The 11710-nt window shown below is 72.3% G+C and carries 14 protein-coding genes and 1 tRNA gene; 11 read left to right on the top strand and 4 right to left on the bottom strand.

Going from position 1 to position 11710, the window contains the following annotated elements; translation table 11 throughout:
- The first annotated feature begins 11 nt into the window (after positions 1 to 11).
- The 10 genes from GSY65_RS32695 to GSY65_RS32740 all read left to right on the top strand — a co-directional run bounded on the left by GSY65_RS32695 (position 12) and on the right by GSY65_RS32740 (position 7165).
- Entirely contained in the window at positions 12 to 443 is a 432-nt protein-coding gene (locus GSY65_RS32695) for a roadblock/LC7 domain-containing protein (RefSeq protein ID WP_159775321.1), read from the top strand.
- Between the two features lie 2 nt (positions 444 to 445).
- Positions 446 to 817 carry a DUF742 domain-containing protein gene (locus GSY65_RS32700; protein ID WP_159775323.1) on the top strand — a complete coding sequence of 124 codons (372 nt, stop codon included), beginning with the start codon at positions 446 to 448 and terminating at the stop codon, positions 815 to 817.
- Positions 795 to 1394: a GTP-binding protein gene (locus GSY65_RS32705; protein WP_159775325.1), complete on the top strand. Its 600-nt coding sequence runs from the start codon at positions 795 to 797 to the stop codon at positions 1392 to 1394. Before GSY65_RS32700 ends, GSY65_RS32705 begins: the two co-directional genes overlap by 23 nt.
- A complete protein-coding gene (locus GSY65_RS32710) occupies positions 1391 to 1948 on the top strand; it encodes a GAF domain-containing protein (protein WP_159775327.1) in 558 nt (185 codons plus the stop codon). The genes GSY65_RS32705 and GSY65_RS32710 overlap by 4 nt, the downstream gene beginning before the upstream one ends.
- A 317-nt stretch (positions 1949 to 2265) precedes the next feature.
- Positions 2266 to 3294, top strand: coding sequence for an L-threonine 3-dehydrogenase (tdh, locus tag GSY65_RS32715; protein WP_159776644.1), 1029 nt, complete (start codon positions 2266 to 2268; stop codon positions 3292 to 3294).
- Between the two features lie 107 nt (positions 3295 to 3401).
- Entirely contained in the window at positions 3402 to 4601 is a 1200-nt protein-coding gene (locus GSY65_RS32720; RefSeq protein WP_159775329.1) for a glycine C-acetyltransferase, read from the top strand.
- A gap of 77 nt (positions 4602 to 4678) precedes the next feature.
- Positions 4679 to 5578, top strand: a complete 900-nt coding sequence (locus tag GSY65_RS32725) for a LysR family transcriptional regulator (protein ID WP_159775331.1) — start codon at positions 4679 to 4681, stop codon at positions 5576 to 5578.
- A 58-nt stretch (positions 5579 to 5636) separates the two neighbouring features.
- Positions 5637 to 6215: a helix-turn-helix domain-containing protein gene (locus GSY65_RS32730; protein ID WP_443043282.1), complete on the top strand. Its 579-nt coding sequence runs from the start codon at positions 5637 to 5639 to the stop codon at positions 6213 to 6215.
- Positions 6215 to 6775, top strand: a complete 561-nt coding sequence (locus GSY65_RS32735; RefSeq protein WP_159776647.1) for a GNAT family N-acetyltransferase — start codon at positions 6215 to 6217, stop codon at positions 6773 to 6775. The genes GSY65_RS32730 and GSY65_RS32735 overlap by 1 nt, the downstream gene beginning before the upstream one ends.
- 30 nt (positions 6776 to 6805) lie before the next feature.
- A complete protein-coding gene (locus tag GSY65_RS32740) occupies positions 6806 to 7165 on the top strand; it encodes an MmcQ/YjbR family DNA-binding protein (RefSeq protein ID WP_159775333.1) in 360 nt (119 codons plus the stop codon).
- A 30-nt stretch (positions 7166 to 7195) separates the two neighbouring features.
- Here the strand turns inward: GSY65_RS32740 and GSY65_RS32745 are convergent, their stop codons facing one another.
- Positions 7196 to 8116: a transketolase family protein gene (locus GSY65_RS32745; protein WP_159775335.1), complete on the bottom strand. Its 921-nt coding sequence runs from the start codon at positions 8114 to 8116 to the stop codon at positions 7196 to 7198.
- A gap of 90 nt (positions 8117 to 8206) precedes the next feature.
- The gene (locus GSY65_RS32750) at positions 8207 to 8926 is read right to left on the bottom strand and encodes a transketolase (protein WP_159775337.1); all 720 of its coding nucleotides are present in this window, start codon (positions 8924 to 8926) and stop codon (positions 8207 to 8209) included.
- Positions 8927 to 9089: 163 nt separating this feature from the next.
- On the opposite strand from GSY65_RS32750, the gene GSY65_RS32755 reads away from it, so the two are divergent.
- Positions 9090 to 9163 (top strand) — tRNA-Pro (locus GSY65_RS32755).
- Positions 9164 to 9585: 422 nt separating this feature from the next.
- Here GSY65_RS32755 and GSY65_RS32760 read toward each other — a convergent pair.
- Both GSY65_RS32760 and GSY65_RS32765 read right to left on the bottom strand, forming a co-directional pair.
- Positions 9586 to 10356: a class I SAM-dependent methyltransferase gene (locus tag GSY65_RS32760; protein WP_159775339.1), complete on the bottom strand. Its 771-nt coding sequence runs from the start codon at positions 10354 to 10356 to the stop codon at positions 9586 to 9588.
- A gap of 154 nt (positions 10357 to 10510) precedes the next feature.
- Positions 10511 to 11710: an aminotransferase class V-fold PLP-dependent enzyme gene (locus GSY65_RS32765; RefSeq protein WP_159775341.1), complete on the bottom strand. Its 1200-nt coding sequence runs from the start codon at positions 11708 to 11710 to the stop codon at positions 10511 to 10513.

Below are 11710 nucleotides of genomic sequence, written 5' to 3' on the forward strand. Positions count from 1 at the left end.
GTCGATCCACCATGGCGAGCGATGCGCCGACCGGTCACGTATCCGATCTCGACTGGCTGATGAGCGGACTCGTGCAGCGCGTACCGCACACCACGAGCGCGGTCCTGCTCTCGTGCGACGGGCTCGTGAAGTCGGTCCACGGCCTCGACCCGGACAGCGCCGACCACATGGCGGCCCTGGCCTCCGGCCTGTACTCCCTCGGACGCAGCGCGGGAGTCCGCTTCGGCGACGGCGGCGAGGTGCGCCAGGTCGTCGTCGAACTCGACTCGACCCTGCTGTTCGTCTCCACCGCGGGCTCCGGCACCTGCCTCGCCGTGCTCGCCGGACGCGAGGCCGACGCGGCGGTCCTCGGCTACGAGATGGCGATGCTGGTCAAGAGCGTCCGCCCGTACCTGGTCACCCAGCCCCGCCAGGCCGTCGAACCCTCGGCGATGAGGCCTTGAACGTGGCCGCGTCGGGCGACGGGCCCCTGTACGACGACGCCGCCGGCCGCCTCGTGCGGCCGTACACCGTCATCAACGGCCGGACCCGGCCGACCGCCGCGCTCGACCTCCTCTCACAGGTGATGGCCACCGGGGCGACCCCCCTCGGCTATCTCGGCCCCGAACACGCACAGGCCCTCGACCTGTGCCGGGCACCCGTCTCGGTCGCCGAGGTCGCCGCCCACCTCAAGCTGCCGGCGGCGGTCACCAAGGTGCTGCTGTCCGACCTGGTCGACTGCGGGGCCCTCACCACGAAGCCCCCGGCCTTCCACCACAACCCGACAGACCGGTCTCTTCTGGAGGCAGTGCTCGATGGACTACGACGACAGCTGTGACCCCTTCCCCACCGCACTCAAGATCCTGGTGGCGGGAGGGTTCGGGGCAGGCAAGACGACCTTCGTCGGCGCGGTGAGCGAGATCGCGCCGCTGAGCACGGAGGAACTGCTCACCACCGTGAGCGCGGCGACCGACAGCCTCGAAGGCATCGAGAACAAGGTCGAGACGACCGTGGCCATGGACTTCGGCCGCATCACCCTCGATCCGCGGCATGTGCTGTATCTGTTCGGCACACCCGGACAGCAGCGCTTCTGGTTCATGTGGGACGAACTCTCCGAAGGCGCCCTCGGCGCGGTCGTCCTCGCCGACACCCGGCGCCTGGAGGACTGCTTCGCCGCCGTGGACTTCTTCGAACAGCGCGGCCTCGGCTTCATCGTCGCCGTCAACGAGTTCGACGGGTCCTACCGCTACGCCCCCGAGGAAGTGCGCGTGGCGCTCGACCTCGACCCGGAGATCCCGGTCGTCTGCTGCGACGCCCGGATCTCCAGCTCGGGCGTGCAGACCCTGCTCACCCTGGTGCGGCACCTGCTCGCGCACACCCCGGCCCACCTCCCGAGCCGTGGGGCCCGCACGTGACGTACGACCCACCCCGCCCCGTCGGCCGGCTGCTGCTCACCCCCGAGGACCGGGACGCCCCCGAGCGTGTACGGCGGCTGCGGCTGCTGGGCCTCGGTGAGCACCCGGAACCCGCCTTCGACGCCTTCGCGGACCGACTCGCCGAGGTCGCCTCCGTCCCCTACGCGATGGTCAACTTCATCGACGAGAAACGCCAGTTCTTCGCGGGCCTGCACGCCCCGGCCACGGCCACCGGTGACGCGCCCGCGCTCGGGACGGGCCGCCGTCTGGCCCGCGACCACGGCTTCTGCCCCCACGTGGTGGTCCGGCGCAAGGCGCTCGCGCTGGAGGACGTCGGCGACTACCCGAGATTCGCCTGCAACCCGGTCGTCGACGACCACGGCATCCGCTCCTACCTCGGCGCCCCGCTGATCGACCGCACCGGTCTCGCCCTCGGCACGATCTGTGTCCTCGACGTACAGCCCCGGCCGTGGGGCAGGGGCGGCCTGGACACCATCAAGGCGATGGCGGCGGAGCTGGCCGGAAGCATCGGGGGGCGTGAGGCACTGCCCTGAGGACCCGTCCTCGCCCCCCGGGAATCCGCACGGCACTTCATGGCGGATTCGTGCACCCCGCACCCACCGGACCGCCGCCGACGGTGAGCGCCGGGGGCGGGTGAGGTGTCGCGGCGGGGGAGCGGACGTACGAACGGGTGAAGGAACGGGGTCGGGGCGGGCGCGGCGTGAAGGAAAGCTGCGGCGGAGGTTAAGAAAACCTCGATGGACCCAGGGGGCCGCCGTACGGCAGATTGCTCGGTGATCCCACCCCTCTCCCCGGTACGGGCGTACACGTCGTGCCCTGCCGCGGGACCGCACCCACAGGAGCCGTGGAGTTGAAGGCACTGGTCAAGGAGAAGGCGGAGCCCGGACTCTGGCTCGTGGACGTACCGGAGCCGGGGATCGGGCCCGGCGACGTACTGATCAAGGTGCTGCGGACCGGTGTCTGCGGTACCGACCTGCACATCCGGTCCTGGGACGGCTGGGCCCGGCAGACCATCAGCACCCCGCTCGTGGTCGGCCACGAGTTCGTGGGCGAGGTCGTCGACACCGGCCGGGACGTCGTGGACGTGAAGGTCGGCGACCGGGTCAGCGGCGAGGGCCACCTGGTGTGCGGCAAGTGCCGCAACTGTCTCGCCGGGCGCCGCCACCTGTGCCGTGCCACCGTCGGCCTGGGCGTGGGGCGAGACGGCGCGTTCGCGGAGTACGTGGCGCTGCCCGCGTCCAACGTGTGGGTGCACCGCCTCCCCGTGGACCTGGACGTCGCGGCGATCTTCGACCCGTTCGGCAACGCCGTGCACACCGCGCTGTCCTTCCCGCTCGTCGGGGAGGACGTCCTCATCACCGGGGCGGGCCCCATCGGTCTGATGGCCGCCGCCGTCGCCCGGCACGCCGGCGCCCGGCACGTCGTCGTCACGGACGTCAGCGCGGACCGGCTGGAACTCGCCCGCAAGATCGGCGTCAGCCTGGCGATCGACGTGTCCGCGTCGAGCATCGCCGAGGGCCAGCGGCACCTCGGGCTGCGCGAGGGCTTCGACATCGGCCTGGAGATGTCGGGCAACCCCGCCGCGATGCGCGACATGATCGCCAACATGACGCACGGCGGCCGGATCGCCATGCTCGGACTGCCGTCCGAGGAGTTCGCCGTCGACTGGTCCCGGATCGTCACCTCCATGATCACGATCAAGGGCATCTACGGCCGGGAGATGTTCGAGACCTGGTACGCCATGTCGGTGCTGCTGGAGGGCGGCCTCGACCTCGCCCCGGTGATCACCGGCCGCTACGGCTACCGCGACCACGAGGCCGCCTTCGCGGACGCGGCGAGCGGACGCGGCGGCAAGGTCATCCTCGACTGGACCTCGTAAGTCACCTGCCCGGCGCGGCGAACCCGGACGGGCGAGCCGCCGCACCGCGCCAGCAATCCGTGTCCCCGGACCCGCACCGCCGGGCCCGCACCCCTGGGAGCCTTCCGATGTTCGACTCCGTGCGCGACGACCTCCGCGCCACCCTCGACGAGATCCGCGCCGCCGGACTGCACAAGCCCGAGCGGGTCATCGGCACCCCGCAGTCCGCGACGGTGAACGTCACCGCGGGCGGCCGCCCCGGCGCGGTGCTCAACTTCTGCGCGAACAACTACCTCGGTCTCGCCGACCACCCCGAGGTCGTCGCCGCCGCCCACGAGGCCCTCGACCGCTGGGGCTACGGCATGGCCTCCGTCCGCTTCATCTGCGGGACGCAGGAGGTGCACAAGGAGCTGGAGGCACGGCTGTCGGCGTTCCTCGGCCAGGAGGACACGATCCTGTACTCCTCCTGCTTCGACGCCAACGGCGGTGTCTTCGAGACCCTCCTCGGCGCCGAGGACGCGGTCATCTCCGACGCCCTCAACCACGCCTCCATCATCGACGGCATCCGCCTGTCGAAGGCCCGCCGCTTCCGCTACGCCAACCGTGATCTCGCCGACCTGGAAAGGCAGTTGAAGGAGGCCACCGAGGGCGGCGCCCGGCGCAAGCTGATCGTCACCGACGGCGTCTTCTCCATGGACGGCTACGTGGCCCCGCTCCACGAGATCTGCGACCTCGCCGACCGCCACGACGCCATGGTCATGGTCGACGACTCCCACGCCGTGGGCTTCACCGGCCCCGGCGGCCGGGGCACACCCGAGCTGCACGGCGTCATGGACCGCGTCGACATCATCACCGGCACCCTCGGCAAGGCGCTCGGCGGCGCCTCCGGCGGCTACGTCGCCGCCCGTGCCGAGATCGTGGCCCTGCTGCGCCAGCGGTCCCGCCCCTACCTCTTCTCGAACACGCTCGCCCCGGTGATCGCCGCAGCCTCCCTGAAGGTCCTGGACCTCCTCGAATCCGCCGACGACCTGCGGGTCCGGCTCGCCGAGAACACGGCGCTGTTCCGCCGCCGGATGACCGAGGAGGGCTTCGACATCCTCCCCGGCGACCACCCCATCGCGCCCGTGATGATCGGGGACGCGGCGAAGGCGGGCCGGCTGGCCGAGCTGCTCCTGGAGCGCGGTGTGTACGTGATCGGCTTCTCCTACCCGGTCGTCCCGCAGGGCCAGGCCCGCATCCGGGTCCAGTTGTCCGCGGCGCACTCGACGGACGACGTGAACCGCGCGGTGGACGCGTTCGTCGCCGCGCGGGCCGAGCTGGAGGGCTGACCCGGGGCCGGGCGGGACCGGTCAGGGGAAGACGGGACCGGTCAGGGGAAAAGCGGGGGTTTGAGAGAATCGGTCCCATGATCGAGGCACGGCGGCTCCACATCCTGCGTGCGGTGGCCGACCACCGCACGGTGACGGCGGCTGCCGCCGCGCTCTACCTCACCCCGTCCGCCGTCTCCCAGCAGCTCACCGCGCTGGAGCAGGAGACCGGCCACCGGCTGGTCGAGCGGGGCGCGAAGGGCGTACGGCTCACCCCTGCCGGTGAGATCCTGCTGAGCCACACCAACGCCGTCCTCGCCCAGCTGGAGCGGGCCGAGGCGGAGCTGGCCGCGTACAGCTCGGGCGCGGCCGGCACGGTCACGGTGGCCTCCTTCGCCACCGGGATCGCCCAGGTCGTCGCGCCCGCCGTGGCCCTCCTCGCCCGCTCGTCCCCCGGCATACGCCTGCGCGTCCAGGACACCGAGGGGGACGCGAGCCTCCCGATGGTCCTGGACCGGCAGGTCGACATAGCGGTGGCGGTCGAGTACCGGGGCGCACCCGCCGCCGACGACCCCCGGCTCACCCATGTCCCGCTGTACGCCGAGCCCTTCGACGCGGTGGTGCCCCTGAACCACCGGCTGGCCGACGCCGAGGAGGTGCCGCTCGCGGAGCTGGCGAAGGACCCGTGGATCGGCCCCTACCCCGGCAACCCCTGCCATGACGTGGTCGTCCTGGCCTGCGAGAACGCCGGGTTCCAGCCCCGCCTCGAACACTCCTCCGACGACTTCCGCGCCGTCGTCGCCCTGGCCTCCGCCGACGCGGGCGTGGCCCTCGTGCCACGCTCCGCCCTGCGCGGCATGGACCTGGCCGCGGTGGTCGTCCGCCCCGTCGACGGAGTGGCCCCCACCCGCCGCGTCTTCGCCGCGGTGCGGCGCGGTGCCGAGGGACACCCGCTGATCAAGCCGGTGCTGGAGGCGCTCGGGGAGGCGGCCGGGTAGGCGCGCGGCCGGTGGCGGCGCCTCAGGGTGTCCCCGATTCTGGGATAGCATCCCGGATGTGGGAATCGCGGAAGAGGTGCTGGACCCTGTCGACCTGCGCCTCGCCGCTCGGCTCGCCGAACTGCGGGCCGAACGGGGCTGGTCGCTGGGGGAGTTGGCCGAGCGCAGCGGGGTGAGCCGTTCGACGCTGTCCCGTGCCGAGCGGGCCGAGACCAGCCCGACGGCGGCGCTGCTGAACCGTCTCTGCCATGTCTACGGCCGGACCATGTCCCAGCTGCTCAGCGAGGTGGAGGCCGAGCCCGTCACCGTCGTCCGCGTGGCCGACCAGCTCGTCTGGGAGGACAGGGCGTCCGGTTTCGTGCGGCGCTCGGTGTCGCCGCCCGCGGCCGGGCTGCGCGGGGAACTGGTCGAGGGCCGGCTCACGGCGGGCGCCGACCTCGCGTACGACGGCCCGTCCGTGCCCGGCCTGGAACAGCACATCTGGGTCCTGGAGGGCGTCCTCCGGGTGACGGAGCGGGGCGTTGAGCACGAACTGGCCGCCGGTGACTGTCTGCGGATGAGGGTCTGGGGACCCGTGCGCTTCGCCTGCCCGGGTCCGCGGGACGCGCGGTACGCGCTGGTGGTGGTCGAACCGTGATCACGATCGAGCGGCTCGACGACCGCCCTCGACTGCTGTCGGCCCTGGAGGACCTGGCGGACCTGCTGGTCCGCACCGTGAACGGCGGGGCCTCCGTCGGCTTCCTCGCGCCGCTGGACCGCGCGGCGGCCACGGCCTGGTGGCGAGGGCGCGCCGACGCGGTCCAGCGGGCAGAACTCGCCGTGTGGGTGGCGCGCGACGGGGACCGGCTGATCGGCACCGTGAGTCTCGCCCTCCCGGACAAGCCCAACAGCCGCCACCGGGCCGAGCTGGTGAAGCTGATGGTCCACCCCGACGGGCGGGGGCGGGGCGTCGGCAAGGCGCTGCTCGCGACCGCCGAGCGGGCGGCCCACGACGCCGGCGTCACCCTGCTCCACCTCGACACGGAGACCGACAGCCCGGCCGAGCACCTCTACGCCCGGACCGGCTGGACGAGGATCGGAGCGATCCCCGACTACGCGGCGGACCCGCACGGACGCCTGCGGCCCACGTCGCTCTACTACAAGCGCGTGGGGCCGGCGGCCGGTGACACCGCGGGGGCGGCGGCTACCGCCGGGTGATTGTCAGTGGTGGCCGCTACTGTGCGTCGCATGCCGGATGCCGAAGACGTACGACGTGTCGCCCTCTCGCTGCCCGACACCACCGAGAAGGTCGCCTGGAACATGCCCACCTTCCGGGTCGCGGGCAAGATGTTCGCGACGCTGCCCGAGGACGAGACGTCCATCGCCGTGCGCTGCCCCAAGGAGGAGCGTGACGAGCTGGTGTTGGCCGAGCCCGAGAAGTTCTGGATCGCCGACCACGAGGCGGGGTTCGCCTGGGTGCGGGTGCGGCTGGCCGCCCTGGAGGACGAGCCGGAACTACGGGACATCCTCGCCGACTCCTGGCGCCAGGCCGCCCCCGGGCGACTCCTCGACGCCTACCCGGAGCTGGGGATACCGGCCGCCGAGTGAAGGCCGTCGGGCGCCCGGCGCGGCGCCGGATCAGGCGCCCGCCCGTGGCTTGAGGAAACCGGCGATCCGCGTCCGCAGCGAGGGTGCGTCCAAGCCGTGCGCGGTCACGTGTTCCTCGATCTGCCCGTACCGCCGCAGCTCCGGGCGCCCGACCCCGAGTCCGAGGACACGGTGGGGCACATCGGCGAGCGCGTCGTTCGCGGCGGCCGTGGACGTGCCCGCCAGATACGGCTCCACCAGTACCACATCGGTGCCCGCCGCCCCGGTCGCCCGGCGCAGCGCCGCCCCGTCGAAGGGGCGCACGGTGGTCGCGTACAGCACCGTCACATCGAGCCCCTCCGTCGCCGCGAGCACGGCGTCGAGCATCGGCCCGACGGCGACGACCACCCCGCGACGCCCCTCGCGCACCGTGAGGAACCGCTGGCCGTCCACGGCGAGCGCACGCCTGTTCGCCTGCACGGACAGGCGGACGTACACCTTGTCGTCCTTGGCCCCGCCCGCGCCCACCGCGTGCCGGAGCAGCGTCTCGGCCTCGTCGGGGTGCCCCGGCACATGGACCGTCCAGCCGTCGAGCGTGTCGAGCAGGGCCACGTCGCCCGGTGCCATGTGCGTGTAGCCGCCGGCCGGCCAGTCGAACGAGGCGGCGGCGCTCACCAGGACCGCGCCCACGTCCTGGTGCCCGAGATCCAGCTTGACCTGCTCGAAGGGGCGCTCCACCAGGAAGCTGGCGAAGGTGTGCAGCACCGGTCGCATCCCGGTCAGCGCCAGTCCCGCGCCCGCGCCGATCAGCAGCTGTTCACGGATGCCGACATTGACGACCCGGTCCGGATGTCGCCGCTCCGCCTCCGCGAAACGGTCCCTGCCGATCTCGGCGAGCACCACCGCGACCCGGGGGTCCTCGTCGAGCAGCCGGGAGACGACAGGGGCGAAGCGTTCCCGCATGGTGTCCATGAGCGCGGAGTGTCCTTTCGGAAGAGATGACGAGAGAGGGGGAGAGCTGAGAGGGGTGAGAAGTGCGAGGGGAGCGCGGAGCGGGTCGGGTCAGGTCTGGACGGGTGCGGGGGCGTTCTTCGGCTCCACGCGGGCCACCACCACCCGGGGGCGGCCCGGATGCGGGGCGGTGAACGCGGCGTGGAGCGCCTCGTGGTTCCGGCCGTCCACCGTCTCCGCGGACCAGCCCGCCGCCTCGAACCGCGCGGCGATGCCGCCGGGTCGCGCGTGACTGGCCGAGGAGTTGTCGATCACGATCGTGTGCAGCCGGTCGAGTCCGGCCGGTCCCGCGAACGCGATCGCCTCGTGGTTGCTGCCCTCGTCCAGCTCGGCGTCCCCGATGAGCACCCACACCGCCGGACCGGGCCGCCCCTGGGCGCGCAGACCGAGCGCCGTCCCCACCGCGATCGGCAGGCCGTGGCCGAGCGACCCGCTGCCGATCTCGGCGCCCGGCACCAGCACCCGGTCCGGGTGGTGGCCGAGCGGCGAGTCGTAGGAGCCGAAGCCGGGCAGCCACTCGACCGGGAGGAATCCCTTGGCGGCGAGCACCGCGTAGTACGCCATCGGCCCATGGCCCTTGGAGAGCAGGAACCGGTCGCGCTCCGGGTCGTCCAGCCGCTCCGGGTCCACCCGCAGCACCCGGTCGTAGAGCACCCACAGCGCGTCCAGCGTGGACGTGGCCGCGGGGCCGTGCTTCTCGTCGCCCGTCATCAGCGCCATCAGTCGTGGCAGATCAGTGAAACCGTGGGTGCGTCGCGTCGTGGTAGTCATGTAGAGAAGCGTTCAACCTCAACCAAGCTTGAGGTCAAGTGGTGATCCTGCGGGGGTCTCACGGTGGCCGGTCGCGGCAGAAACGGGTGCGCGATCACCGGCCCGAGTGCGGTATTGTTTCCGTGCGCGTTCGGCCAGGGGAAAGCCCAGGTCAGGCGGGCAACGGGACGTGGCGCAGCTTGGTAGCGCACTTGACTGGGGGTCAAGGGGTCGCAGGTTCAAATCCTGTCGTCCCGACTTTTCGAAGTCGAAGGTCAGAGGCCGCTTCAGAGCAGATCTGAAGCGGCCTCTTCCTGTGTCCGGAACGGTCCTCGGGCATGCCGCACTCCAGATCCGGGGCACCGGGGGGCGCCGCATGAGGACAAACCGAACACGGCAGCCTCCGGGTGCCTCTCCGGCGTCATCCGCGACCCCTTGCGGCAGATCGCCGATGGCGCCGTCGCCGACCTCGTCGCCGGCGCTCCCGAAGCCGCAGTCGAGGCATCGTGGGCTCTTGGCCGTCCGCCTTCGACTCCTCCCGCGCCGCCGCGCCGGGGCTCGAACCCGACCCGGACCTCGCGTCGCTGGTGCGGGAGCACCTCGCCGGTTCGCCGAGGCAGTGCTGATCGGCCGGTTGCCGTCCGGTCGCGGAGGCCTCCTTCTGCCGTGGACCCTGGGGTTCAGTTCTTCAGGGCGACCAGGACATGACTGTCGCCGTACTGCCAGACGGGCGTGACGTGGGCGAAGCCCGCCGCGCGCAGCAGTTCGACGTGGCACGCCAGGGGCAGGTCGTTGTCGTTGCCGTCGTGGTTGCCGGACGCGGCCCGGCGCTTCTCGCGCTGCGCGAACAGATCGGCCAGCTCGGGGTCCTCGGCCGCCGCCGCCCACCAGGACCGCCAGTCCTCGTGCTCGCGGGTGCGTGACCGCTCGGCACGGCGGCGGCCCACCACGGTGGTGAGGTCCGCGCACCGTCGGTCGTCCAGGGGGAAGTGGTCGCCGTTGACGAGGGCGCCGCCGGGCCGCAGCAGCGCGAACAGGCTCCGGTACGTACGCAGCAGGGTCCGCTCGGAGAGGTAGTGCAGGGCGGTTGAGGAGACGACCGCGTCCAGGGGGCCCTCCAGAGCGAGGACGTCCGTCCAGTCGGCCTCGCCGATGACGGCGTCGACGAAGCGGGCGGCGTCCGCGTGGTGCGTACGGCCCAGTTCGAGGAGCAGAGGGTCCATGTCCACGGCGACGATCCCGGCGTCCGGGAGCCGCGCGGCGAGCCGGGCGGCCAGCGACCCGGGACCGCAGCCGAGATCGAGCAGCAGCGGCCGGGGCCGCCCGGTGATGATGTGCTCGACGACGTCGCCGATGACCGTGAACCGCTCCTCGCGGGCGACGGCGTAGTGCTGCTGCTGGCGTTCCCAGCGCTCGATCCACACCTCGGCCGTCTCCATGCTCACGCCCATGGCCTCGCGTCGCCTCTTCTTCCGTCCCGCACCGCCGGTCGTGATCAGAACCTACCGGTTATTGGAAACGGTTTCCATTCGTGTGTGCGGGGCAGGGGTGCGGCACGGGGCAGAGGGGCGGCCAGGGGCAGGGGGGACGGCGTAGGGCGTGCGGCTATGCAAGCCCCGCCAGCACCTCCAGCAACCCGTCGATCTCCTCCGCCGTGTTGTACACGTGCACGCTGACCCGCACCGACCCGTCCCGCTTGTCGGTGCCGGCCTGGCAGAGGTTGTCGGCGCGGACCATGAAGCCGTGGCTGTACAGGATGAAGCCCAGGTCGTCCGACGGGAGGTCCCGGTGGCGGAAGGTGACGATGTCATGGCGTCGCTGGACCCGGGAGCCGGCGGCCAGGCTGGCCCGGCAGCCCAGGACCTCGTAGGGGTCGAGGTGACGCAACCCCTCCGTGAACCGGGCCGTGAGCGCCTGGGTCCAGCGGGCGATCCGGTCCGTACCGGTGGCGTCCAGCCAGTCCAGCGCCGCCTCCAGCGCCGCGATCCCCACCGTGTTGGGGGTGCCCTGCCAGCCGCCCGGCCGGAACTCCGGCCCACGATAGGGGGAGTTGCGGGCCCACACGGCCCCGGAGCCGGGCAGGGCCAGGGCCTTGTGCCCGGAGAACGCGACGAAGTCCACGTCGAGACGGTCCACGGAAAGGGGGAGGTGGCCGACGCTCTGCGCGGCGTCCAGACAGATCGGCACGTGCGGGCCGACGGCCTCGCGGACACGGTGCACGTTCATGTCGCCGCCGTACACGTGGTGGACGTGGGTGACGGCGACGAAACGGGTGCGCGGGCCGATCACCGAGGGCAGCGCACGGTGGTCGTAGTCACCGGACGACTCCTGGTACGGCAGCGGCCTCACCCGTACGGTGACGCCCCGCCGTGCCAGCAGGTCCCGGACCTCCAGCCAGGGGTCCAGATTGGCCCGGTGGTCGGCGAAGGGGACGAGGATCTCGTCGCCGTCCGAGAGGAGGTCCGCGAGCCAGTCCCGGGCGACCGACCGAAGCCCCTCGGTGGTGCCGCCGGTGAAGTGGACGCCCGAGCGGTCCGGCGCGGGGTCGCCGAGGAAGTCCTTGACGCGCCGCCGGGTGCGCTCCACCAGGGCCGTCGTCCGATTGGCCCAGGGGTAACCGCCCCGCCCGGCATTGGCGTTGGAGGACGTCAGATACGTCTGCACGGCATCCAGGACGGCCTGCGGCTTCTGCGTGGTGGCCGCGCTGTCGACGTAGGTGAGGTCCGGGTGCGCGGTGATGATGGGGAACTGCTCCCGCACCGCACGCTGCCAGTCGGCCAGCTCCTCCAGATCGGTTCCCGGCAT

The organism is Streptomyces sp. HM190, from assembly GCF_009857135.1.
Taxonomy (GTDB): domain Bacteria; phylum Actinomycetota; class Actinomycetes; order Streptomycetales; family Streptomycetaceae; genus Streptomyces; species Streptomyces heilongjiangensis.

Excerpts from the sequence above, each read along its gene's own strand:
- GSY65_RS32740 (WP_159775333.1), top strand. The coding sequence starts at position 6,806 with ATGCCGGATGCCGAAGACGTACGACGTGTCGCCCTCTCGCTGCCCGAC.
- GSY65_RS32725 (WP_159775331.1), top strand. The coding sequence starts at position 4,679 with ATGATCGAGGCACGGCGGCTCCACATCCTGCGTGCGGTGGCCGACCAC.
- GSY65_RS32765 (WP_159775341.1), bottom strand. The coding sequence starts at position 11,710 with ATGCCGGGAACCGATCTGGAGGAGCTGGCCGACTGGCAGCGTGCGGTG.
- GSY65_RS32705 (WP_159775325.1), top strand. The coding sequence starts at position 795 with ATGGACTACGACGACAGCTGTGACCCCTTCCCCACCGCACTCAAGATC.
- GSY65_RS32760 (WP_159775339.1), bottom strand. The coding sequence starts at position 10,356 with ATGGGCGTGAGCATGGAGACGGCCGAGGTGTGGATCGAGCGCTGGGAA.
- GSY65_RS32745 (WP_159775335.1), bottom strand. The coding sequence starts at position 8,116 with ATGGACACCATGCGGGAACGCTTCGCCCCTGTCGTCTCCCGGCTGCTC.
- GSY65_RS32720 (WP_159775329.1), top strand. The coding sequence starts at position 3,402 with ATGTTCGACTCCGTGCGCGACGACCTCCGCGCCACCCTCGACGAGATC.
- GSY65_RS32750 (WP_159775337.1), bottom strand. The coding sequence starts at position 8,926 with ATGACTACCACGACGCGACGCACCCACGGTTTCACTGATCTGCCACGA.
- GSY65_RS32695 (WP_159775321.1), top strand. The coding sequence starts at position 12 with ATGGCGAGCGATGCGCCGACCGGTCACGTATCCGATCTCGACTGGCTG.